Annotated in this window: 17 protein-coding genes; 5 read left to right on the top strand and 12 right to left on the bottom strand. The window is 30.4% G+C overall.

Going from position 1 to position 24693, the window contains the following annotated elements; genetic code table 11:
* Positions 1–140: 140 nt before the first annotated feature.
* Complete coding sequence (locus G507_RS0102165) at positions 141–1187, top strand: o-succinylbenzoate synthase (protein WP_026715946.1); 1047 nt, start codon at positions 141–143, stop codon at positions 1185–1187.
* 58 nt (positions 1188–1245) lie between these two features.
* On the opposite strand, the gene G507_RS0102160 is transcribed toward G507_RS0102165, so the two are convergent.
* Together G507_RS0102160 and G507_RS0102155 are read right to left on the bottom strand one after the other, a co-directional pair.
* Entirely contained in the window at positions 1246–1503 is a 258-nt protein-coding gene (locus G507_RS0102160) for a hypothetical protein (protein ID WP_026715945.1), read from the bottom strand.
* A gap of 162 nt (positions 1504–1665) precedes the next feature.
* Entirely contained in the window at positions 1666–2511 is an 846-nt protein-coding gene (locus G507_RS0102155) for a formate/nitrite transporter family protein (protein ID WP_035665395.1), read from the bottom strand.
* 215 nt (positions 2512–2726) lie between these two features.
* On the opposite strand from G507_RS0102155, the gene G507_RS17975 reads away from it, so the two are divergent.
* Positions 2727–2876 (top strand): T9SS type A sorting domain-containing protein, encoded by a 150-nt coding sequence (locus tag G507_RS17975; RefSeq protein WP_084518920.1) that lies wholly within the window; start codon positions 2727–2729, stop codon positions 2874–2876.
* An 88-nt stretch (positions 2877–2964) separates the two neighbouring features.
* On the opposite strand, the gene G507_RS0102145 is transcribed toward G507_RS17975, so the two are convergent.
* From G507_RS0102145 to recG, 8 genes are all read right to left on the bottom strand, one after another.
* The gene (locus tag G507_RS0102145) at positions 2965–5220 is read right to left on the bottom strand and encodes a zinc-dependent metalloprotease (protein WP_026715943.1); all 2256 of its coding nucleotides are present in this window, start codon (positions 5218–5220) and stop codon (positions 2965–2967) included.
* A 207-nt stretch (positions 5221–5427) separates the two neighbouring features.
* Positions 5428–7857 (bottom strand): phenylalanine--tRNA ligase subunit beta, encoded by a 2430-nt coding sequence (gene pheT, locus G507_RS0102140; protein ID WP_026715942.1) that lies wholly within the window; start codon positions 7855–7857, stop codon positions 5428–5430.
* A gap of 73 nt (positions 7858–7930) precedes the next feature.
* Entirely contained in the window at positions 7931–8950 is a 1020-nt protein-coding gene (locus G507_RS0102135; RefSeq protein ID WP_026715941.1) for a proline iminopeptidase-family hydrolase, read from the bottom strand.
* Between the two features lie 25 nt (positions 8951–8975).
* Positions 8976–9839 (bottom strand): bestrophin family protein, encoded by an 864-nt coding sequence (locus G507_RS0102130; protein ID WP_026715940.1) that lies wholly within the window; start codon positions 9837–9839, stop codon positions 8976–8978.
* 53 nt (positions 9840–9892) lie between these two features.
* Positions 9893–11197 (bottom strand): TolC family protein, encoded by a 1305-nt coding sequence (locus G507_RS0102125; protein WP_051191449.1) that lies wholly within the window; start codon positions 11195–11197, stop codon positions 9893–9895.
* A gap of 3 nt (positions 11198–11200) precedes the next feature.
* Positions 11201–14290, bottom strand: coding sequence for an efflux RND transporter permease subunit (locus G507_RS0102120; RefSeq protein ID WP_026715938.1), 3090 nt, complete (start codon positions 14288–14290; stop codon positions 11201–11203).
* A 2-nt stretch (positions 14291–14292) separates the two neighbouring features.
* On the bottom strand, positions 14293–15360 hold the full coding sequence (locus G507_RS0102115; protein ID WP_026715937.1) for an efflux RND transporter periplasmic adaptor subunit: 1068 nt from the start codon (positions 15358–15360) through the stop codon (positions 14293–14295).
* A gap of 107 nt (positions 15361–15467) precedes the next feature.
* Positions 15468–17573: an ATP-dependent DNA helicase RecG gene (gene recG, locus G507_RS0102110; RefSeq protein ID WP_026715936.1), complete on the bottom strand. Its 2106-nt coding sequence runs from the start codon at positions 17571–17573 to the stop codon at positions 15468–15470.
* Positions 17574–17711: 138 nt separating this feature from the next.
* On the opposite strand from recG, the gene G507_RS16260 reads away from it, so the two are divergent.
* Together G507_RS16260 and G507_RS0102100 are read left to right on the top strand one after the other, a co-directional pair.
* On the top strand, positions 17712–19772 hold the full coding sequence (locus G507_RS16260) for a M1 family metallopeptidase (RefSeq protein ID WP_051191448.1): 2061 nt from the start codon (positions 17712–17714) through the stop codon (positions 19770–19772).
* A 38-nt stretch (positions 19773–19810) separates the two neighbouring features.
* Complete coding sequence (locus G507_RS0102100) at positions 19811–20719, top strand: patatin-like phospholipase family protein (RefSeq protein WP_026715935.1); 909 nt, start codon at positions 19811–19813, stop codon at positions 20717–20719.
* On the opposite strand, the gene G507_RS0102095 is transcribed toward G507_RS0102100, so the two are convergent.
* Positions 20720–21241 carry a DUF7935 family protein gene (locus G507_RS0102095; RefSeq protein ID WP_026715934.1) on the bottom strand — a complete coding sequence of 174 codons (522 nt, stop codon included), beginning with the start codon at positions 21239–21241 and terminating at the stop codon, positions 20720–20722.
* A 199-nt stretch (positions 21242–21440) separates the two neighbouring features.
* Between G507_RS0102095 and G507_RS0102090 the strand changes: the two genes are divergently transcribed.
* Entirely contained in the window at positions 21441–23774 is a 2334-nt protein-coding gene (locus tag G507_RS0102090; protein ID WP_415776820.1) for an ATP-dependent helicase, read from the top strand.
* On the opposite strand, the gene G507_RS0102085 is transcribed toward G507_RS0102090, so the two are convergent.
* Positions 23775–24629: an alpha/beta hydrolase gene (locus G507_RS0102085; protein WP_026715932.1), complete on the bottom strand. Its 855-nt coding sequence runs from the start codon at positions 24627–24629 to the stop codon at positions 23775–23777.
* Between the last annotated feature and the right edge of the window lie 64 nt (positions 24630–24693).

Here is a 24693-nt window from a genome sequence, read left to right as displayed (position 1 = left end):
AGATTGTTTAAATTCTAAAACAGAATACTTAATAAATTATCTAAAACAAAGCAACTACAAAAAACTCTGTGCAACTTTGAGCAAACTTTGTAAAACTCTGTCTAACAAAAAAAAGAGATACTGAAATAAATTCAGCATAAATGAAAGCAACATACAAGAAATACATACTAAACTTTAAACGACCAAGTGGAACTTCAAGAGGAGTTTTAACCGAGAAAGAAACTTGGTTTATTCTTCTAGAAGAAAATGGAAAAGTTGGAATAGGAGAGTGTGGTATTTTAAGAACTTTATCAATTGATGATCGGCCAGATTATGAAGAGAAATTAAAATGGGTTTGTGATAATATTCATTTAGGAAAAGACAAACTTTGGGAAGCGCTTTTAGAATTTCCGTCTATACAATTTGGAGTGGAAATGGCGTTCCTTTCTTTGGCCTCAAAGACACCTTTTGAGTTGTTTGAATCTGACTTTACAAAAGGACAAAAAAGCATGTTGATTAATGGCTTAGTTTGGATGGGAGAAGAGGCTTTTATGAAGCAGCAAATTGAAGAAAAATTAGCACAAGGTTTTACCTGTATAAAATTAAAAATTGGTGCCATTGATTTTGAAAAAGAATTAGGTTTATTACGTTTTATCAGACAACATTTTGATGCGAAAACCATTGAAATACGAGTAGATGCTAACGGTGCTTTTAGTTCAAATGATGCTTTATATAAAATAAAACAATTAACTGGTTATAAATTACATAGCATAGAGCAGCCTATTCAAAAAAGCAATACTGACAGGATGGCAGAGCTATGTAGAATCACTCCTTTACCTATTGCTTTAGATGAAGAGTTGATTGGTGTGTTTTTGCCTTCAGAAAAGGAAGCTTTGTTGCAAAAAATTATGCCTCAATACATCATTTTGAAGCCTAGTTTGGTAGGTGGTTTTAGAGGAACTTTAGAATGGATTTCAATAGCAGAAAAGTTACAAATTAAGTGGTGGATTACATCTGCTTTAGAGAGCAATATTGGACTAAATGCTATTGCGCAATTTACTTATACGCTGCATAATTTATTACCTCAAGGATTAGGAACTGGAGGATTATATACCAACAATTTTGAATGTCCTTTAGAGGTTTATAATGGTCAACTTTGGTATAGAAATGATAAGAAGTGGGAAGTAGATTTTGAAGATTTTAAATAAAAAAAAACCGACAAAATTGCCGGTTTTAATCTTTTTCTTTTTCAATTTTTTCTATATTCTATTTTTCAACTTTCACAGTTCCAGAACCATCTTTAACTTCTACTTCTGTTTTTTTATCTCCATCTTTTGTTGAAAATTCAACGCCATCTGAATTCACGCTAATAGAAGTTCCGTCATTTTCTTCAACTGCTGGAGCCGCTTCTTTCTCAATTATTACTGTTTCTTTTTCTACTACAGTTGCCTCGTCTTGACTTTCTTTACAACTAACTGAAGCAAATATTGCTAAACTAGCCAGTATTACACTTAATTTTTTCATCTTTTTTAGTTTTAATTATTATGTTTGCAAGGTAGGATTACATGTGCACTTTTGTGTTACACTACTTTATGTAAGTGTTATATAATTGCCATTACAAGGTTATCTGTTTTGGGTTTTAGTTTCAATCTATTTCTTCCGATTCATTCTGCCACATTTTTTAAATTAGTCAGCATAATTTGATTGAAAAATTCTGTATTTAAAAAGACCCACAACAATAGCACCTCCAATACTATTTCCAAGTAGAGCTAGAAATAAAAACCATAGGTAATCTAAAACCGTTATGGAATCTGAATATAAAAAACCACCAAACACTTCAATATTACCTACTATACTATGATGAAAACCCCCAAACCCAATTACACCAGTAATCATTAGAATTAGAACAATTCGGGTAAGTGAATTTAATGTACTATTCAGTAACCAATTTAATAAACCCATCAACCAACCAGCAACTATTGCACTAAAAAATAGAACCCATGAATTATGATGAACAACATGCTCACCGATAGCTACCATTGTTTCATGAGTGAATAGATTTAAATGAGGAGCAAGTGTTCCAATAAATAAAGCAAATACAATTCCTCCAATTATATTACCAAAAATTACAAATCCCCAAATTCGAAGTAATTCCCATATAGTGCGTTGACCATTTAATACAGGTAACGTCAAAACGGAAGTTTGTTCTGTAAAAAGAGCTGATTTACCAAGAATAACTAGGACAAAACCAACAGGATAAACCATACTAGATAGTTTAAAAATAGTATTTTCTTCAAATGTTCCTATCAATAAATAATGAAGCGTACAGATTAATAAATAACTGACTCCAATTTCAAGACCAGCTATAATAGCACTTAAGATGATCGCTTTATTTTTGATTTTGAATATCTCTTCACCCTCGTGAATAACACGACTTAAAATATCACTATATTTTCCAACGCCATCAATTTCATTAGATTTTTGCTCTAATTTCTCTTGGAATTTTTCTTGTTTTTTATCTTCAGATTTCATACAGGTTTTATTGAATATAATTGATATTTATAAAAGTATTGATTTAGAATTACTACAAATTTCTTCACTCTTTTTATAAATAACTTAGTTCAGTAACTATTGCGTAAATTCAAATATATAAATAATAACCTGCAAAAAACTAAAAGAATGCATTTTTCATTTTTTTGTAACTACTAATTTTTAATGAAAAAAAAGATTTAATTATTTATAAATGAATTGTAATTACCGAATTATCTGGAAAAACCATAGCTCATATAGAAAACTCAAATGAAATTAATTTCTCGAATTTTGCAAATGGTTTATATATTTTATCAATTGAAGATGAAAGCGGTAAAGTTTCAACCCATAAAATAAGCAAGAAATAAAATTTCATAATTACTTAATCACAAAAAAAATCCAAAAGAATCAACTTTTGGATTTTGTATTTATAAACTAAGATGAAAAATAATCAGTTTATTCTTTGATAATATTTTTATAAGTAAGTTTTCCATCAGCGTCAATAATTAGGAAATAAGAACCACTTGCGATGTTAGTTAAATCTAATGTTGTGTTAGTAGAATTAATAGTTGAAGATATAATTTTCTGTCCAACGATGTTATAAATACTAATGTTTGAAATCAATTCTTTGGCAAAAATAGTCAGTTTATCTTTTACTGGATTTGGATAATAGTTTATTTCAGAAATTTCAAAACTGTCAGTGGCAAGATTACAAGGTTGAGGCAACACAGTTACATTTATTGTATTACTTTGAACGCTACCTTGAGTTGTATGACAGCCTTCACCATCACTTAAATTACAAACATAAACTCCGCTTTGAGTTGGAATATGAGTAATTGTAGGACCATTTCCTTGACCAGAAACACCTCCTTGAATATTAGAGCCATTAAATGTCCAGTTATAATAAGGATAAGGACTATTTATATTAACACCAGTTGCATTTAAAGTTATACTGTCACCAGCACAAATTGTTGTGTCAACTGTATCAATAGTGATAGATAAAACAGTAGGAGTAATGATTGTTACAGTTGTACTTACATTAGCATAAGGAGAATTTACACAAGTAGCATTACTAGTCAAATAACAACTAACTATATCATTATTCTGTAGAGTAGTGGTGGAGTATGTATCTTGGTTTGTACCTACATCAATACCATTTACTTTCCATTGATATATTGGATTTGTTCCACCATCTACAGCTGTTACTCCAAAATACGCTGTTTGCGAACCACAAATTGGTTGATTGCTTCCACTATAAAAAGTAAGTTTTGGAGCAGCTATACTTTGACTAACCATAAAAACAACTTGTTCAGTTATTCTATTAATGCTAGAACAAATGGGTGTTATTTCAACTCGGTATTTATCATTACAATTAATTTGAGTAACTGGAAAAGATATTGAGTTTGTAGGATAATTTAAAGTTGTATAAGTTGACCAACTAGAAGTGTTGTAACTATATAATCTTACTTTATGAGAAATAGCAGCTTCTGCCAACCAAGACACATCAATGTTGTTGGTTGCTGAATTATAACTTACTTCAAGATTTGATACTTTTTGATTGTAACATGGCTCCGTAACGCAATTAGTAATACAAGATAATGTGTTTAACGAGTTATTGATTGCTGAAATAGATTCGGGTGCCCAATTGGTAGTGCTATTTATAGTTGGATTCATAATAAATCCAGTAGTATGTTGACAACCAAAATTATGACCTAATTCATGCGATAATATACTTCGAGTGTAATCTGAATTTGAAGCATAATTTTTCACGACCGAAGTACCAGAAGTATTACACATGGTTAATGAACCTAAACCAATAACAGAACCTGGTCCACCTTGATTTTGAAAGAGTATTTTAATATCATATGGTTTAGTAAACATTTGAAAAGCATTTGAATAGAAATAATTGTAATTGTCATTAATATCTAGTGTTGTTGCCCAATTATTACAAGTGTTACAAGTAACAATAAAATGTTCATTTACTTTAAAAGATACATCATCTGAAAGTCCATTAACAATTGTATAATTAACTTGAGAAAGATTTATAAGTTCTAACGTTCTATTTATGGCACCACTAATAGATCCATAAGTTGCGTACATTGAATAATCAACCGCAAAATTAATATCAACCGTTTTGCATCCACCAGTTGCTATACTTCTTTGATTACTTATAGGTAATTTGTTTTCTTCATTTTGAAGTCCACAAGTAAGCGTAGTTTCTTCGATAATGTCTTTTACCTCATAATAGACATATAAATTAGAAGTTGCATTTTTATCAAAGTTTTGTAATGATTCTATATAAAATTCTTTATTTGGATTTTTGATATATAAACTATAACGATCTTCAAACATTGAAAATGCTAGTTGACTATTTGAATTAGGCGTATTTAGAAAGTATTTTCCATCAAAGCCAATAGCATCAAGTGTTTTTTTCTCAATTCCATTTGAGTTTTTTATAATAACAAGATGGTTATCAGATATAATTCTATTTTCTTTTAGTGTGAAAACATATTCATCATCAAATGAAATTGTTATTTCTTCTCCATCAGAAATACGTTGCAAATTATCATCAATTTCTAAAATCTTATAGGTTTTGAATTTTTTGGATAAATTATATGTAGCAGAAGCTTTTTCAGAAAACGAAATACTATTTTGAGCTATTCCATTAACGAAAATAAAAAAAAAGAAAATAAGTAGGTAGTTCTTTTTCATAATACATTGATTTAAGGTATTTTAATTAAACAAATATAATACAATTCAATTGTTTATTTAAAAAATTAATTTCTTTTTTAATAGTAATAAAAAAATCAAAACCCACAAAAAAAATCCAAAAGAATTAACTTTTGGATTTTTCTATATTTTATTAGATTAACGGTTTATTAAAAAGTTTCCCACTTACGTGGGAAAGACAATTGTTGGTTATCTCAAAGTAGCACCAACTTCTTTTTCAAAGTTAGCTTGTAATTTTTGCATTACTTTTTCGATTTGTTTTTCTTCTAAAGTTTTCTTCTCATCGTTCATTATAAAGCTCACTGCGTACGATTTTTTGTTTTCTGGTAAATTGTTACCTTCATATACATCAAATAGGCTTATTTCTTTGATAAGCGTTTTGTCTGTTTGTTTTGCAATTTTGTAAATCGCTTCAAACGTTACGTCTTTGTCAACCAATAAAGCTAAATCTCTACGAACTTCTGGGAATTTTGAGATTTCGGTTAATTTCAATTTGTTAGAAACATATTTTTGAATAGCTCCCCAATTGATATCAGCATAAACCACTTCTTGTTTAATATCAAAAGCTTTTAAAATTGATTTTTTTACGATTCCAAATTCAGCTATAGTTTCTCTTCCAATTATTAAGCCTAATCCTTCTGAAAAAATATCATTTTCGAAGGGTACAGAATTAACTTTCTGGTCTAATCCAATTCGAGTAAGCAAAGCCATAACATAACCTTTCATTAAGAAGAAGTCAGATTTTGTAGCAATTGTATTCCAACTTTCTGCTGATTTATTTCCCGTAAGGTATAAACATAAATGCTTTCTTTCGTCATAACCATTTTCAACTTTGTGATATGTTTTTCCGAATTCAAACAAACGTAAATTTGATTTTCTTCTGTTAATATTGAATGAAATAGCTTCCAAGCCAGAAAACAATAGTGATTGTCTCATAGCAGAAAGTTCAGTACTTAATGGATTTATGATTGTAACGGTTTCAGAATCAAGTAACTGATCTGATAATTTAATATAATCTGGGCTAGTTAATGAATTAGCCATCATTTCGTTAAATCCTTGAGAGCACAATTGATCAGAAATAATATTCTGTACTTTATATTCTTCCGTTCTTGGAGAATTGGCAATTGTAGCACTTACTTTTTCATTAAAACTTATGCTATTATAACCATAGACACGAAGGATTTCTTCGATAACGTCAATATCTCTTTGAACATCTACTCTGTAAGACGGAATAGTTAATCCTAATCCATTTTCGGTCATACTATTCACTTTAATTTCTAACGAAGTTAAAATGGTTTTGATGGTCTCTTTTTTTAATTCTTCACCAATTACTTTGTTTATTTTATCGAAAGTCACGAAAACGCTAAAGTCTTCTATTTTCTTTGGATAAAAATCTATAATATCAGAAGTGATTTCTCCACCGGCTACTTCTTGAATTAATAAGGCAGCACGTTTTAAAGCGTATTCTGTAATGGTTGGATCAATTCCTCTTTCAAAACGAAAAGAAGCATCAGTATTTAACCCATGACGTTTAGCTGTTTTACGAATAGAAACCGGATTGAAATAAGCACTTTCTAAAAATATATTTTGAGTGTTTTCAGAAACACCTGATTTAATTCCACCAAAAACTCCAGCAATACACATTGGGTCTTCAGCGTTACAAATCATAACGTCTTCTTTGTCTAAAACACGTTCCACACCATCTAATGTTATGAATTTTGTTCCAGCTTTAACCGTTTTAACGATTACTTTATTTCCTTTGATTTTGTTGGCGTCAAAAGCGTGTGTTGGTTGCCCTAATTCATGCATTACGTAATTCGTTACGTCAACGATGTTGTTTTTTGGTGTTAATCCAATTGATTTTAAACGATTTTGCAACCAAGCGGGTGAAGCTTTTACAGTTACTCCAGAAATTGTAACACCACAATAACGAGGTACTAATTCTTTGTTTTCAACTTCAATATCAATTTTTAATGTTCTTCTATCAACATTAAAACTACTTACAGAAGGAGTTATTAATTCAGAATTAATATTAGTTTGAATCAGACCTGCCTTTAAATCACGGGCAACACCCCAATGACTCATTGCATCAGCACGATTTGGTGTTAAACCAATTTCAAAAACTTCGTCCGTTTCTATATTAAAAACATCTTTTCCTAAAGTTCCAGCTTTTAAATCTTCATTTAAAACTAAAATTCCATCATGACCTTCACCAAGGCCTAATTCGTCTTCAGCACAAATCATTCCGTGACTTTCTTGTCCGCGAATTTTACCTTTTTTGATTTCGAAAGAGTTTCCTTCTTTGTCGTATAATTTTGTTCCAATAGTTGCTACAGGTACTTTTTGACCAGCCGCTACATTTGGAGCACCACATACAATTTGAACAGGAGGATTTCCGTCTCCTAAATCAACTGTAGTGATTTTTAATTTATCAGCATCAGGATGTTTTTCACAGGTTAACACATGACCTACAACTATTCCTTCTAAACCGCCTTTTAGGCTTTCAAATTTATCTACACCTTCTACTTCTAGACCTAAATCGGTAAGCAAAGCAGCAGTTTCTTCTGATTTCCAGTCGATTTTAATAAATTGTTTTAACCAATTGTATGAAATACGCATTTTTATTCGAATTTTAAGGGTGCAAAGATACTTTTTTAAATTTAGAATTAGAATTTAGAATTTTAGAAAATCACTATTTTTTGTTTAGAAAGGAAATTAAACCCTTGAAATAGGTTTGTTGGTCATCATAAAGAGCCATATGACTTCCGTTTTTACACAACAAAAAAGACCCTTTAGGTAATAAAGTGCTCATTTTTTCCATGAACTTTGGATCCATTGTATCATGAGTAGCTCCAATTACTAAACTTGGAATAGTAATATTTTTTAAATCATTTGTTCGATCCCAATTTTCTAATTTACCAGCAATTCCAAATTCGCTAGGTCCTTGCATAGTTACATATAAGGATTGATTCATTTTTGCAAAAGAACGGTTTACAGGTTCAGGCCAATCTTTTGCAGGTAATCTTAAAACATGTTCTTCGTAGAAATTAGGAAGCAACAATTCCATATACTTTGGATTATCAAATTCTTTATCAGCTTCAATTTTTTGAATTTGCGCTAAAACTTCTGGTTTCAATTGTTTTGCTAATACTTCATCTGCATATTTTCCATATTCGGGACAACTTGACATCATGTTTGAAATGATTAAGCCTTTCATGTTGTTTTGATATTTTAAGGCGTATTCTATTGCTAAAATTCCACCCCAAGAATGGCCTAACATATAAAAATTATTTGAATCTAAATCTAAGGCTTTTCTAACTTGTTCCACTTCTTCTACATAACGCGACAAATCCCAATATGATTCATCATTTGGATTATCTGAATTTCCACAACCTAATTGATCATAATAAATAAATTCGATGCCTTCAGCTGGAAGAAAATTTTCGAAACATTCAAAATATTCATGGGTTGCACCTGGACCACCATTTAAAAGCAATACTTTTATTTTTGGATTATTTCCAACTCGTTTTGTCCAAACATTAAACGTTTTACCATTTGTAGTAATTGGAATTACTTTAACACCACCATCTTGAATTTTGGTTGAATCAATTTTGTAATAGATTGAACTAGTTTCTTCTTTTTGAACAGTTTCTTCTTTTTTACAATTTGAGAAAAAGAAGATAATAACGAATAATGTTACAATTTTTTTCATTTTTATTGATTTTAGTAAAGGTAATTTAAATTATTTCTTCTACGTGTTTTTTGATATTACTAGCTAATTTTACGGTTGGTAAATCGTTGGCATCATTTCCAAAAGGATCTTCAATTTCTTCTGCAATTAACTCTAAACTAGCTAAAACATAGAAAGTAAAAACAACAACTGGAATCACATAATACCCTAAACTAAAGACATATCCAAAAGGTAACGCCATAATGTAAAAGAAAATAAATTTCTTGATAAATGAGCTGTAAGAGTAAGGAATAGGTGTGTTTTTAATTCGTTCACAAGCACCACAAATATCGGTGAAGGATTGTACTTCGCTATTAATTATGATTAATTGATCTCCTGAAATTTTGCCACTGACATGTAAATCATGCACTTTTTGAAACATCATTTTCGCTACTTGATTAGGTCTATGCTTATGATGATCAATGTCTAAATCTAAATCTTCAAAAAGCATTTTTGCCGTTTCTTCGTCATTTAGATGTTTTTGCAAAATAGAAGCATAACCTGGAATGACTTTTCTGAAAAAATGTTTATCGTGCTCGTCTTTTAGAATTACAGCTAATTTAATGGCTAAATTTCGACTGTTGTTAACTAATGCGCCCCAATGTTTTCTGCCTTCCCACCAACGATCATAGGCTGTATTTGTTCTAAAAACTAATAATAATGAAATCACAAAACCTAACATTCCATGCATGATGGTAATGTTTTTAACATGACTATCTTCAGATAATTTCCAATATTCAATTTCTAAATAGGCAACTCCATAAGAATATAAACCAATAGTAATCATCATCGGAATTAATTGACGAAATGTATCTGATTTATGAAATCTGAAGATGAATGTAATCCAGTCTTTTGGGTTGTATTGAACCATAGAAATTTAGAATTAAGAAATCGAAATTTAGAATTAGTGGTAAAATTAACAAATTAATCCAAACTTAATGTACCAGCTAATTCTTTTAAGTTAATTTCAGAAATTTTTGTTTGATATTGAGCTGTTGCATATCGTACAGAAGCTTCAATGAAATTTTGCTGTGCTGTTCTAACTTCAATAGTTGTGATAGTTCCAATTCTGAATTTGGCTAAAGTTATATCTAGATTTTGTCTTGCTATTTCTACATTTTCTGCTTCAATTTTAATCAACTCTAAATTCGTTTGGTAACTTTGAAAAAATGTTGCTAACTGAGATTCCAATGCATTCTTTTGTTGATTTATGACTAGAGATGCGTTTTCAATTTCATATTGAGCTGTTTTTTCTCTTTTATTTTGTAAAAAGCCATCAAAAATAGGAACGCTTGCAGAAACACCATAAACAAAACCTTGTCCGGATGATTGTGTGATGAAACCTAAAGAAGCTTCTGAACGCGTAAAACTATAGCCAGAAGTCAATCGAACTGTTGGATAGCGATTTCCTTTGATTTGTTTTAAGTTTAATTCAGCAATTTTTTTATTTAGTATTTGAGCTTGTAGCTGAGGGTTTTGCTTATTGGCTAAATCTTTTAAATCCTCATAAGTTAAGTTTTCTTCAAACGTAATTCTATCAACTACTTTGAAGTCAATTTGAAGCTCTCTTGCTAATAGTTCGTTCAATCTAATCTTTGTATTTTTATACAATTCTTTTTGGCTTAATAATAGACTTTTATCTGTATTCAAATCTACTTGAGCATTTAATAATTCTAGTTTTGAAGCTTTCCCAATTGAAAAACGATTATTAGCGGTTGTTACTCGTTGTTTAGATACTACAATGGCACTGTCAATGGAAGCCATAATTTGTTGTTGTTGTACTAAATCATAATAAGTTAGATATACATCGCTAATTCGGTTTAAAACTGTGGCTTGTAATTCGGATTTTCCTTGAGCCTCTAAAGTGGCTAATTGTTCCTTACGAGCAAACATACTTAAGCCGTCAAAAACAGTCCAATCTAAACCAACACCATAAGAAAGATTAAAGTTTTTGGCATTGTTTAATTCCCTAATCGAACCATCAGCTTGCGTTTGTTTGGTATTTAATTGACTGTTGTTATTGATTAAATTAGCGTTTAAGGTTGGTAATATTCCTGCGTTAGCTAGATTGTTATTGGTTTCATCAATTTTTAAATTATTCTTTGCGATTTTTATTTCGAAATTGTTTTCTAAAGCTAGTTTTAAAGCTTCTTCAAGAGACAAAACTTCTTGAGCTTGTAAGTGAAAGCCAAAAAACAGAATTGTAATATAGGATATAATCTTTGACATGATTTATTTTTCTAAAGCTTCAATGTTATCAAATTCTGGACGGTGTTTTTTATTTCTTGACCACAATAGGTATATGGTTGGAATTACAAATAGGGTTAAAATTAATGAAAATAAGGTTCCACCAACAATTACAACACCCATTCCCATTCTACTTGCAGAAGCAGCTCCAAGTGATAAAGCAATGGGCAATGCACCCAAAGCAATAGCTAAACTTGTCATTAAAATAGGACGCAAGCGTGATTCTGATGCTTCAATAATTGCATCGTATTTTGATTTTCCTTGTTCTCGTAATTGATTGGCAAATTCGACTATTAAAATACCGTTCTTAGTCACTAATCCAATTAGCATGATGGTTCCAATTTGACTGAAAATATTCCATGTTTGACCAAATAACCATAACGAAAATAAAGCACCTGCAATTGCCATTGGAACAGTTAAAATAATAATAAAAGGATCAATAAAGCTTTCAAATTGAGCGGCTAATATTAAGTAGATCAACAATAAAGCTAATCCAAAAGCAAAAGAAGTATTAGAACTACTTTCCACAAAATCTCTTGATTCTCCACCTAAATCAGTTGTAAATGTATCATCTAACACTTTAGCTTTAATTGCATCCATAGCTGCAATTCCATCGCTAATGCTTTTTCCGGGTGCTAAACCAGCATTTACTGTGGCTGACATATATCTGTTATTGTGATATAATTGTGGTGGATTACTTTGTTCTTCAACTGAAACCACATTGTCCATTTGAATTAATTCACCTTTATCATTTTTTATGAAGATGGAAGTTAAATCTAAAGGTGTAGCTCTGTCTTCTTGTAAAAACTGACCAATTACTTGGTATTGTTTACCGTTTTTGGTAAAATATCCAAAGCGTTGTCCACTTAACGATAACTGTAAAGTTTGAGCAATATCGATTACAGAAATTCCTAAACTTTTTGCTTTTTCTCTGTCTATTGTTACATTAATTTCTGGTTTGTTGAATTTTAAATTAACATCTACCATTGAGAAAGTTTCATCTTTAGAAGCTTCTTCCATAAAAAGAGGAATTTTTTCTTGTAATTTCTCAAAGTTTTGAGCTTGAATTATGTACTGTATTGGTAAACCTCCTCTTCGACTAACAGAAATCGTGGGTTGTTGAATAATAGATGTTTTAGCATCTGGATAACGTTTAACCCATTGGGATAAATCATCTGCAATTTCCATTTGAGATTTTTCTCTTTCGCTTGGATCTTTTAAGGCAATTCTAATAAAACCACTATTTACCGAACCACTACCACCAAAACCTGGAGATGAAATTACTAGACTAACATTTTTTCCTGGAATAGAATCGTCAACTAATTGCGACATTTCTTGCATAAACCTATTTGTATAATCATAAGTAGCACCTTCTGGTGTTGATATTCGCATTACAAAACCACTTCTATCATCTAAAGGAGCAGTTTCTTTTTGTAATACACTGAAAAACAAATAAATTAATCCAAAGCACGCAATGATAATTCCAAAACTAATCCATTTGTATTTTACAAAGCGCTCTAGATTACTAGCATAGCCTTTGTTTAATTTTATGAAATAGGGTTCAGTTAGGTCATAAAATTTAGTTCTTTTTTGTTCACCACCTTTCATTAAATAGGCATTTAACATAGGTGTTAAGGTTAAAGACACAAATGCTGAAATTAGAACTGCAGAACCAATTACGACTCCAAATTCCCTGAATAACCGTCCCACAAAACCTTCTAAGAAAATTACGGGTAAGAATACAGCAGCTAATGTTATTGATATTGAAATTACAGCAAAAAATATTTCGTTTGAACCTTTTATGGCGGCTTCAATAGGAGACATACCTTCTTCTACTTTTTTGAAGATATTTTCTGTGACGACAATTCCGTCATCTACAACTAATCCAGTGGCTAAAACAATGGCTAATAGTGTCAATACATTAATTGAAAATCCAAATAACCACATAATAAAGAAAGTGGCAATCAAAGAAACAGGTATGTCGATTAAAGGTCTAAAAGCAATTGCCCAATTTCTAAAAAACAAATAGATAATTAAAATTACTAATATAATTGAAATCATTAAGGTTTCTACAACTTCGGTAACAGATCGTTTTACAAAAACTGTTGTATCAATTGCTATATTTAATTGAATATCTTTTGGTAAATCTTTTTTTAGTTTTTCATATTCTTCATAAAATTTGTCTGAAATATCTATATAATTAGCTCCAGGTAATGGAACTATGGCAACAGCAACCATGGGTTTTCCAGATTGTGTTAATTGTGTTTCGATGTTTTCTGGACCTAAAGTAGCAGAACCAATATCACTCAAGCGAATAATTTTGTCACCATCAGCTTTAATGATGATGTTATTGAATTCTTCTGCTGATGTTAAATTTCCAACTGTTTTTACAGTCAATTCGGTATTACCACCAGTTATTTTTCCTGAAGGTAATTCAACATTTTGTTCAATTAAAGCTTGCCTAACATCTGCAACAGTTAGTCCGTATGAAGCCAATTTATAAGGTTCAATCCACAATCGCATGGCATATCTTTTTTCACCCCAAATTTGAACACCACTTACACCAGGAATGGTTTCTAAACGTTGACCAATTACATTTTCAGCATAATCACTTAATTCCAAAGCATTCCGTGTATCACTTTGAACCGTCATTGAAATAATGGCTTCACTATTGGCATCAGCTTTTGAAACTATAGGTTGTGAATCAATATCTTCGGGTAAATTACGAATGGCTTGTGACACCTTATCTCTCACATCATTAGCCGCTTCTTCTAAATTTTTTTCTAAATTAAATTCAATTGTAATTGTACTACTACCTTGATTACTTGAAGAAGTTATATTTCTAATTCCATCAATAGAATTAATAGCTTTTTCTAGAGGCTCCGTTATTTGAGATTCAATAATATCTGAATTTGCTCCAGTATAATTTGTTCGAATAGAAATTTGTGCAGGATCGATAGACGGATATTCTCTTACGCCTAAAAATTTATAACCAATAAATCCAAATAAAATAATGGCAAGATTTAATACAATAGTAAGAACAGGTCTTTTTATACTTAATGTAGATAAATTCATACTTATTTTTTAAGAGTTACTTTTACAGCTGTTTCGGGTTTTAAACCCATAATTCCACTAGTAATTTCTGTATCACCTAATTTTAATCCTTGTAGCACTAAAATTAAATCTTCAGTTCTTGTTCCTGTTTCAATTTTAACTTCTTTTGCTTTCCCATTTTCACTAATAAATACTTTTTTCCCATTTTGAATAGGAATAACGGCTTCTGAAGGAATCAAAATAGCCTCTTTTATAGCAGTTAAAGGTAGTTTTACATTAGCATAAGTTCCTGGGAATAATTTACCCTCTTTGTTATTTGCTCTAGCTCTCAATAAAAGAGTTCTTGTTGTAACATCTACACTAGGTTCGATTGCATAAATTGAAGCCTTGTATGTTTCTGTTGAACCCGAAACTGTAAATTCAATATCATTATTTAATTTGACTTCACTGGCATATTTTTCTGGGATAGCAAATGTAATTTTCACTTCATCTGAACTTACTAAATTAGTAACAATTGTAGTAGGAGTAAGGTAAGTTCCTGGTGAAATGTTTCGCAATCCAATTTTTCCTGAAAAGGGAGCTTTTATAGCTGTTTTGGAAATTTGCGCTATAATCAATTGAGCTTGTGATTGTAAGCTTCTATATTCTGCACTGGCAATTTCATATTCTTCTTGACTAATTGCTTCTTTTTCTAAAAGAAGTTTAGCTCTTCTTTCATTTTCACCTGCTAGATTTTTTCTTGTATTCGCTTGTGCTAATTGTGCTCTTAATTCAATATCATTAACTTTAAAAAGAATTTGTCCTTTACTTACGTTAGTTCCTTCTTTAAAATAAATAGACTCAACTATTCCAGAAATCTCACTTCTAATTTCAACCTGTTCATTAGCTTCAATAGAACCAGAAACAGAAATGACATTGGAAAAATTTTCTTCAGAAACAACTATTCCATTTACTTTTGTATTAGGTTTTTTATCACCCATTTGTTGATTAGTTGATGGAGAAGATTTATCTACATTGCTTTTTATACGATAGCCAATAAAACCAATAAAAAAGATAATGATAACAATTAAAAGTAGTGTTTTGAGCTTCATTTTAGGTGATTAGTAATTAATGTTAACAAAACTACTTTTTCGAACTTTATAAAGCCAACTCCTTATAATTAATTTAACAATTGTTAAGAAAATTATACATAATTATATTAGCTAATATAATTCCAGATGTTTTTCTTTTTACTCATGGCTATAAAAACTTCACGAAGTCTTTTATGTTCTGGTTTTTCCATGGGTGCGTCTGCTTTTAGAAGCTTTACGGCTTCATGTCTTGCCACTTGAAGAATATCTTTGTCTCTAACCAAATCAGCAATTTGAAGATTAAGTACACCACTTTGTTGTTTTCCCATCAAATCACCTGGTCCACGTAATTTTAAATCGACTTCTGCAATTTCGAAACCATCATTTGTTCTTACCATAGTTTCCATACGAATTTTACTGTCTTCGCTTAATTTGTGGCTAGTCATAAGAATGCAATAACTTTGTTCGGCTCCACGACCAACTCTTCCTCGTAATTGATGTAATTGAGATAATCCAAAACGTTCAGCACTTTCAATAATCATTACTGATGCATTTGGAACATTTACACCGACTTCAATTACAGTTGTAGCAACCATGATGTTTGTCTTTCCAGCAGCAAATCTTCGCATTTCTTCCTCTTTATCAGCAGGTTTCATCTGACCATGAAGAATTGAAATACTATAATCAGGTAACGGGAAATCACGAGAAATACTTTCGTAACCATCCATCAAATCTTTATAATCCATTTTTTCAGATTCTTGAATTAAAGGATAAACGATATAGATTTGTCGTCCTTTTGCAATTTCATCTTTAATAAATTTCCAGACTTTTAAACGATTGCTGTCAAAACGATGCACCGTTTGAATAGGTTTTCTTCCTGGTGGCAATTCATCAATCACAGAAATATCTAAATCACCATATAAACTCATAGCCAAAGTTCTTGGAATTGGAGTTGCAGTCATTACTAAAACATGAGGTGGAATTGTGTTTTTCTTCCACAATTTACTTCTTTGTTCTACACCAAAACGATGTTGTTCATCAATAATGGCTAATCCTAAATTTTGAAATTTGACTTTATCTTCTAATAAAGCATGAGTTCCGATTAAGATGTCTAAAGTTCCATTTTCTAAAGCTTCGTGAATCAATCTTCGTTCCTTAGTTTTACTTGAACCAGTAAGGATTTGTATGTTGATGTCTAAATCTTTAGCTAATTCAGTTAAACCGATAAAATGTTGCTTAGCTAGGATTTCTGTTGGAGCCATTAAACAACTTTGAAAACCATTATCTTTTGCCATTAACATGCACATCAAGGCCACAATAGTTTTTCCTGAACCAACGTCTCCTTGCAGTAAACGGTTCATTTGAGCATTGCTGCCCATATCATTTCGAATTTCTTTTAGTACTCTTTTTTGAGCATTTGTCAATTCAAAAGGTAAATGGTTATTGTAGAAATTATTGAAATTCTCTCCAACTGTTCCAAAAGGATGACCTTTTATTTTATGTTTTCGAATTAAGTTTTTTGTGATTAGCTGTAACTGAATAAAAAATAATTCTTCAAACTTTAAACGAAATTGTGCTTTAGCTAATAATTCCTGACTTTTCGGAAAATGAATGTTGAATAAAGCGGCATTTTTGGGAATTAATTTCAGTTGATCAATTAAATAATCGGGTAAAGTTTCAGAAAATAAAGCTTGAGTTTCTACAAATAATTGTTGCATTAATTTATTGACAACTTTATTTGTAATTCCTCTGTTGTTTAACTTTTCTGTACTTGGGTAAACCGGTTGCATAGCAGAACGAAGACTTGCTTTGTGTTCGGCTAATAATTCCATTTCTGGATGAGCCATGTTATAAGTAGCACCAAATTGGGTTACTTTTCCGAAGATGACATAAACTTCATTGATTTTTACACCTTCTCTAATCCATTTTTGACCTTGAAACCAAACCAATTCCATTTGACCAGTATCGTCGATAAAAGTTGCTACTAAACGTGACCTTCCTTTGCCTTGTTCAACCGTTTTTAAGTTTATGATTTTACCAATTATTTGAAATTCAGAACTTGTATTTTGTAGTTGATTGATTTTGAAATAATGGGTTCTGTCGATATATCTGTTGGGAAATAAGTTGATTAAATCGACATATTTATGAACATTTAATTCTTTTCGAAATAACTCTCCACGCTTTGGACCTACACCTTTTAGGTATTCTATGGGAGTTTCTAAGAGATTGTTCATATTCTAATTCCTGTTTATAAGTTTGATTTTTTTATAAAAAACTATAAAGCGAAGATAAGTTTAAATTACTAAATTTGATAGTCGAACAATAAATATTTGACAAATTAATAGAAATTTAGCTACTAATATATTTTACCTATGAAATACCTATTATTATTCTTTATTACTTCGTTTTGTTTTGCTCAAGAAACACAGAATGTTGATTTTAAAACGCTAACTGCTGATATAGAAATTGATCAATTTAATAAATCTGTAAGTGGAAAAGTCACTTGTGAGTTTGAAGTAAAAGAAGCTATAACTACTATTAAAATAGATGCAGTTAATATGACCTTTGAAAAGGTTTTTGTAAATAAAAAAGAAGTTGAATTTGTTGCAGATGACAAACAATTAACTTTCCTTGAAGGAGTAAAAACCGGAAAAAACACAGTTGTATTTGAGTATAAAGCCTTTCCAAAACAAGCTTTGTATTTCAATGGTAGTGGTGATGATTTGCAAATTTGGTCGCAAGGACAAGGTAAAAACACAAGCAATTGGTTGCCAAGTTTTGATAACGTAAATGAGAAAGTAATTTTCAATTTGTCATTTACATTTGACAAGTCATTTTATGTACTTACGAATGGTAAATTAATCAATAAAGATTTTAAAGCTAGTAAAACTAAGTGGACTTATGAAATGAAAAATCCTATGAGTTCTTATCTTGTAGCTTTAGTAATTAGTAAGTATGAAAAACAAATTATCAATTCTAGTTCAAAAGTCCCTATTGAATTATATATTGGAAAAACAGATGCTGATAAATTTGAATCTACCTACAAGTACACAAAAGATATTTTTGATTTTTTAGAAAAGAAAATAGGAGTAGATTATCCATGGGAAGTTTATAGACAAGCACCTGTTAGAGAATTCTTATATGCAGGAATGGAAAACACAACATTTACTATTTTCTCTGACGAATATGTAGTTGATGCCGTTGGATTTAATGATAAGAATTATGTAAATGTAAATGCTCATGAATTAGCGCATCAATGGTTTGGTAACTTAGTTACTGCCAAAGAAAGTAAGCATCATTGGCTTCAAGAAGGATTTGCAACTTATTATGCACTTTTAGCTGAAAGAGAAGTTTTTGGTGATGATTATTTTAATAATGAGTTACTAAAAATGGCAGAACAATTACGAGATGCTTCCTTGCAAGATGATAATTCTATATTAAGTGATAAAGCCAGCACATTAACTTTATATAAAAAGGGTGCTTGGGCTTTATTTGTTATTCAAGCTAATATTGGTGAAAGCAAATTTGATAAAGCGGTTAAGAATTATTTAAAAAAATATCAATATGGAACAGTAGAAACAGATGATTTCTTGGCTGAAATTAAAAATGTTTCAGATTACGATGTTGACAATTTTAAAAAGAAATGGTTAGAAAGTTCTTTTTTTGAGTGGAATGAAGCAATGTCATGTATCAAAGATAGTAAGTTTATGAAAGACTACTTAGCTGTTAGGCAATTAGAAGATGTTTATTTCATGAATAAGAAAGCCAATTTTAATGCTATTATTCAACAGAAATTTTTTCATCCAATTTATCAAGAAGTAATTTATCAATTAAAAGATGTACCCTATTTAGACAAAAGAGAGTTTGTTTTTCAACTTTTTGCTTTAAAAGATGTTAAAACAAAACAAACTTTAGCAGAATCTTTTCAACAAGTTCCAAAAGAACTTAAAACAGAATTTGAAACCATGTTTATTGATAATTCATATATAAATCGAGAAATCGCTTTATATAGGCTTTGGACAACATTTAAAGAGGATAGACAAAAATATATTGATATTTCAAGATCTTGGATTGGGCAAGATTATAATTTAAAATTTGCTCATTTAATTTTAAAAGCAATTACTTATAAAAATGATCCAGTTATGCGAACAAGTGCAATTACTGAACTTGAGCAAATGACCACGGATGGCTTTAATAGTTCAGTAAGACAAAAAGCTATTGAAAATCTAATACAACTAAATGAAGTAACAGATACAGTTTTAAAATCACTTGTAGAATTATCTTTGCATCAAAAATGGCAAGCAGTTAAATTTGCGAAAGATACCTTGAGAGAACTTATTAAATCGAGTGAGGTTAAATTACGATTAGAAAATTTAAAAAGCTTGTCTAAATCAAGTATTAGTTCAAGAATAGATTATTTTTTAAACGAATAATATTACATTTTTTATATCTTTAAGAAAAAAATAGTTGAATGAAAGCATTAGTGATTTCGGGAGGTGGAAGTAAAGGAGCTTTTGCAGGTGGTGTAGCCCAATACTTAATTGAAGATTTAAATAAAGAATATGATATGTACTATGGAACTTCAACAGGAAGTTTATTAGTTTCGCATTTAGCTTTAAGAAAAGTAGAAAAGATCAAAGATGTTTATACTTCAGTAAATCAAAAAAGTATTTTTAGTAATTGTCCTTTTATCATTAAAAAGAAATTTGGAGAAGATGTTATTGAAATCAGTCACTTTAATGTTTTGAAAAACTTTTGGAGAGGTTCAAAAACTTTTGGAGAAAGTAAAAACCTTAAAAAATTACTTAAAAGAGTATTCACAGAAGAAGAATTTGTGTTTCTAAAAAACAGCAATAAAGAAATAGTAGTTACCGTTTCCAATTTATCTTTAAATACAGTTGAGTATAAATCTATAAACGAATGTACTTATGAAGATTTTTGCGATTGGATTTGGATTTCTTGCAATTATATTCCTTTCATGTCTTTAGTTAAAAAAGATGGTTGTGAATATGCTGATGGTGGTTTTGCTAATATGATTCCCATTGAGGAAGCCATAAAAAATGGAGCAACAGAAGTTGATGCTATAATTCTTCATACAGAAACACCTTTGTATAATAGATTACCCGCTAGAAGTCCTTTTACAGCTTTAACCAATCTGTTTGCTTTTATGATGGACAGAATTGAATTCCAAAACATCAAAATTGGAAAATATGAAGCTAAATTTAAAGGAGCAACAATCAATTTCTATTTCACACCTTCAGTATTAACCACAAACTCATTAATCTTTAACAAAGAAAAAATGAAGGAATGGTGGCAAATTGGTTATGATTATGCAAAATCTAAAGATGTTGATACCCAAGAAATTCCAATTGAAGAATAATTACAACACACTTTTCAATTCTTCCTTAATAAAGCTAATAGCAACACTTGTTGGAGCTTCCATTTCGGTTAACTCTCTTAAAACAGCCTCTCTTAATTGACTTGCATTAGCAATTTCCATATTTAATGAAGCTTTACGAATCATTTGAACGGTTGTAGTTTTTGATTTGTTAATCACATCCCAACATTCATTGGTAATATAAATTTGCTGTGTTAAATTATGTTCAAATTCAGTCTGAATAGCATGAATCAATAAAGTAGCATAATCGTTTTTGTCTTCAGTTGGTGGAACAACTCTCAATAACAATTGTGCAGGATGAATACGCTCTAAAAACAAAACCATTCGTTCATAAGCTTGTAATCTTAAAGGCAAAGATTCTTTTTGGTTTTCTTTTAATAATAACCAACGTCTTGTATTTTGCTGATCTTTAAAATAGGAAGTAAAGAAGAAATAAGCAACTCCACCAGTTATTAATGAAGGTAAAGTGTAAGAAACAATCTCAAGTATTTTGTCAATATTCATTTTAGTAATTTTATGAATGACAAAGAAAACATATATATGATAAAATTCCAATATTTTAAATTCCAAAATCCAAAAATAAATTATTCAGATTTCTCAAATTTCTTAAATCTTTGTTCCAAAATATATTTAAATTGATTTTTGAAATTGCTATTGCACTTGAAGTTGTAAACACCTAAATTTGTACATTACTTAAATTCCTATGATTCAAGATCACATAAATAAATTAAACGAAGCACAAAGAGCTCCAGTTATTCAGAAAGACGGACCAATGATTGTTATTGCTGGTGCAGGTTCTGGTAAAACTCGTGTTTTGACTGTTCGTATAGCCAATTTAATGAGTCAAGGTGTTGATGCTTTTAATATTTTGTCTTTAACATTTACTAACAAGGCAGCACGTGAAATGAAAAAACGTATTGCTGACATTGTAGGGAATAGTGAAGCCAAAAACCTTTGGATGGGAACTTTTCACTCTGTTTTTGCTCGAATTCTTCGTTCTGAAGCAGACAAACTTGGTTATCCGTCAAACTTTACCATTTATGATACGCAAGATAGTGTTCGATTAATTTCAGCCATTATCAAAGAAATGCAATTGGATAGAGATGTATATAAGCCGAAACAAGTTTTAAGCCGAATTTCATCTTATAAAAATTCATTAATTACAGTAAAAGCATATTTCAATAATCAAGATTTACAAGAAGCTGATGCAATGGCAAAAAAGCCACGTTTAGGTGATATTTATCAAAATTATGTGGATAGATGTTTCAAAAGTGGTGCTATGGATTTTGATGATTTGTTATTGAAGACTAATGAGTTGTTAAATCGTTTTCCTGAAGTTTTAGCTAAATATCAAGACAGATTTAGATATATTTTAGTAGATGAGTATCAAGATACAAATCACTCACAGTATTTGATTGTAAGGGCTTTGTCTGATAGGTTTCAAAATATATGTGTCGTTGGAGATGATGCACAAAGTATTTACGCATTCCGTGGAGCGAACATCAATAATATTCTGAATTTCCAAAAGGATTACGAAAATGTTCAAATGTATCGTTTGGAGCAAAATTATCGTTCTTCTAAAAACATAGTTGAAGCGGCAAATAACATCATAGACAAAAACAAGACAAAGTTAGATAAGATTGTTTGGACTGCCAATGATGATGGAGAAAAGATAAAGATTCACAGAAGTATGACTGATGGTGAAGAAGGTCGTTTTGTAGCTGCAACCATTTTTGATCAAAAAATGAATAAGCAATTAAACAACGGTCAATTTGCTATTTTATATAGAACCAATGCACAATCACGTGCTATGGAAGATGCTTTACGTAAACGTGATATTCCTTATAGAATTTATGGAGGTTTATCTTTTTACCAAAGAAAAGAAATTAAAGATGTTTTATGCTATTTACGATTGGTCATTAATCCAAAAGATGAAGAAGCTTTAATTCGTGTAATAAATTATCCAGCTAGAGGAATTGGTAATACAACTATAGAAAAATTAACTGTTGCTGCCAATCATTATAAACGTTCTATTTTTGAAATATTAGAACATATTGATAAAATCGATTTAAAATTAAATTCAGGAACCAAAAATAAGTTGCAAGATTTTGTAACCATGATTAAGAGTTTTCAGGTAATTAATGAAAATCAAGATGCTTTTTATTTAGCCGATCATGTGACTAAAAAGACAGGATTAGTTCAAGAATTAAAGAAAGATGCTACTCCAGAGGGAATTGCTCGTATAGAAAATATAGAGGAACTTCTTAATGGTATGAAAGACTTTATCGAAGGTCAAAAAGAAATTGATGGCGCAAGAGGAGCTTTAGCAGAATTCATGGAAGATGTTGCTTTGGCTACTGATTTAGATAAAGATACAGGTGATGACGATAGAGTAGCGCTAATGACTATTCACTTAGCAAAAGGGTTAGAGTTTCCGTATGTGTTTGTGGTTGGATTAGAAGAAGATTTATTTCCAAGTGCTATGAGTTTAAGTACGCGTAGCGATTTAGAAGAAGAAAGACGTTTATTTTATGTAGCCTTAACTCGTGCCGAACATCAAGCTTATTTGACTTATGCACAATCAAGATATCGTTGGGGAAAACTTGTTGATAGCGAGCCTTCTCGTTTTATTGAAGAAATTAATAGCGAATATGTAGAATATTTAAACCCAACAGACACCTCAAATTATAGATATAAACCTATGATGGATGTTGATATTTTTGGAGACATTGATAAATCTAAATTACGTTTAGCTAAACCAACAGCAGGAACACCACCAAAACATTTGAGTGATGATGAAAAACCAAGTGTAAATATAAGAAAGCTGAAACCTGTTTCAAGTAATTCACCTTCTAACACGAATTTATTTGACACGAATTTAAATGTTGGAAATGTGGTTATGCACGAACGTTTTGGAAGAGGTGAAATTCTAAACATTGAAGGAGTAGGTGGAGACAAAAAAGCAGAAATTAGATTTGAAGTTGGTGGAATTAAGAAATTATTGCTTCGTTTTGCTAAATTGCAGGTTTTAGGCTAATTAAAATTTATTCTGAATAAAAGCTATCATTTTTAAATTAGCATCTAGTAAATCTGTTTGAGACCAATTTCCATGACCACCATTGTACAAGTTAAATTCATTATAAACTCCTAATTGGTCTAACTTTGCATGTAAATCTACTCCTTGTGAAGTTGGAATTAAGGGATCAGCATTTCCATAAAACATAATAGTTGGTACCGATGAGGTTGTAGCTCTAAAAAGAGGACTTAATTGTTCATAATAGGCTTGGTTATCTGCATAATGAACACCTGTTAAGCTAAAATATAAATCCAACCAAGCTTGATTATTGATGTAATTTGAATCTGTAAAATTTGTTGGTCCAACAATACTGCATACCATTTTAATATTATTATCTGAATTATATCCATAACTATATAATAGCGATAAATGACCACCAGCACTTGTCCCTATAAATCCAAAATCATCAGAAATACCATAATTTTCAACTTTTAATTTCTGCACAATGGCATCAATATCATCAATTTGCATGGGAAAAGCATAATTTTCAGTTGTTGCTAATCTATAGTTTACGTTTGCAATAGCATAATCAGGTAAAAATTGTTTGATTATATCAACAGCATAATTCATATCAACTTTATCACCTTCAATCCAAGCACCACCATGAACTAAAATCAAAGTTTTTGTTGAAGTTGAACTTCTATTTGCAGGAAGATATAAATCAAACACTTGTTGCGAATTTGAACCATAACTTACATTCATCATAGTTTTTGCTACTGATAAATCTTCTGTAGTTGATGTATTATCATCAGAACAGGAGTAAATAGGAATAAGTAAAAATAACAGTAAACCGAAAAATAAATTGTTTGTTTTCATAGCGAATCTATATCTTTGAACTAAAGTTACTTAATTAAAACGTTTATTTAGTTTAAAAAGTATC

The organism is Flavobacterium gelidilacus DSM 15343 (genome assembly GCF_000422685.1).
GTDB lineage: Bacteria > Bacteroidota > Bacteroidia > Flavobacteriales > Flavobacteriaceae > Flavobacterium > Flavobacterium gelidilacus.
Note: the sequence above shows the minus strand (reverse complement) of the source record. Positions and strands in the feature narration are given on the sequence as shown.

Bases quoted from the DNA above. Each gene is read 5' to 3' on its own strand.
- G507_RS0102165 (WP_026715946.1), top strand. From the start codon at position 141: ATGAAAGCAACATACAAGAAATACATACTAAACTTTAAACGACCAAGT.
- G507_RS0102160 (WP_026715945.1), bottom strand. From the start codon at position 1,503: ATGAAAAAATTAAGTGTAATACTGGCTAGTTTAGCAATATTTGCTTCA.
- G507_RS0102155 (WP_035665395.1), bottom strand. From the start codon at position 2,511: ATGAAATCTGAAGATAAAAAACAAGAAAAATTCCAAGAGAAATTAGAG.
- G507_RS0102145 (WP_026715943.1), bottom strand. From the start codon at position 5,220: ATGAAAAAGAACTACCTACTTATTTTCTTTTTTTTTATTTTCGTTAAT.
- pheT (WP_026715942.1), bottom strand. From the start codon at position 7,857: ATGCGTATTTCATACAATTGGTTAAAACAATTTATTAAAATCGACTGG.
- G507_RS0102135 (WP_026715941.1), bottom strand. From the start codon at position 8,950: ATGAAAAAAATTGTAACATTATTCGTTATTATCTTCTTTTTCTCAAAT.
- G507_RS0102130 (WP_026715940.1), bottom strand. From the start codon at position 9,839: ATGGTTCAATACAACCCAAAAGACTGGATTACATTCATCTTCAGATTT.
- G507_RS0102125 (WP_051191449.1), bottom strand. From the start codon at position 11,197: ATGTCAAAGATTATATCCTATATTACAATTCTGTTTTTTGGCTTTCAC.
- G507_RS0102120 (WP_026715938.1), bottom strand. From the start codon at position 14,290: ATGAATTTATCTACATTAAGTATAAAAAGACCTGTTCTTACTATTGTA.
- G507_RS0102115 (WP_026715937.1), bottom strand. From the start codon at position 15,360: ATGAAGCTCAAAACACTACTTTTAATTGTTATCATTATCTTTTTTATT.
- recG (WP_026715936.1), bottom strand. From the start codon at position 17,573: ATGAACAATCTCTTAGAAACTCCCATAGAATACCTAAAAGGTGTAGGT.
- G507_RS16260 (WP_051191448.1), top strand. From the start codon at position 17,712: ATGAAATACCTATTATTATTCTTTATTACTTCGTTTTGTTTTGCTCAA.
- G507_RS0102100 (WP_026715935.1), top strand. From the start codon at position 19,811: ATGAAAGCATTAGTGATTTCGGGAGGTGGAAGTAAAGGAGCTTTTGCA.
- G507_RS0102095 (WP_026715934.1), bottom strand. From the start codon at position 21,241: ATGAATATTGACAAAATACTTGAGATTGTTTCTTACACTTTACCTTCA.
- G507_RS0102090 (WP_415776820.1), top strand. From the start codon at position 21,441: ATGATTCAAGATCACATAAATAAATTAAACGAAGCACAAAGAGCTCCA.
- G507_RS0102085 (WP_026715932.1), bottom strand. From the start codon at position 24,629: ATGAAAACAAACAATTTATTTTTCGGTTTACTGTTATTTTTACTTATT.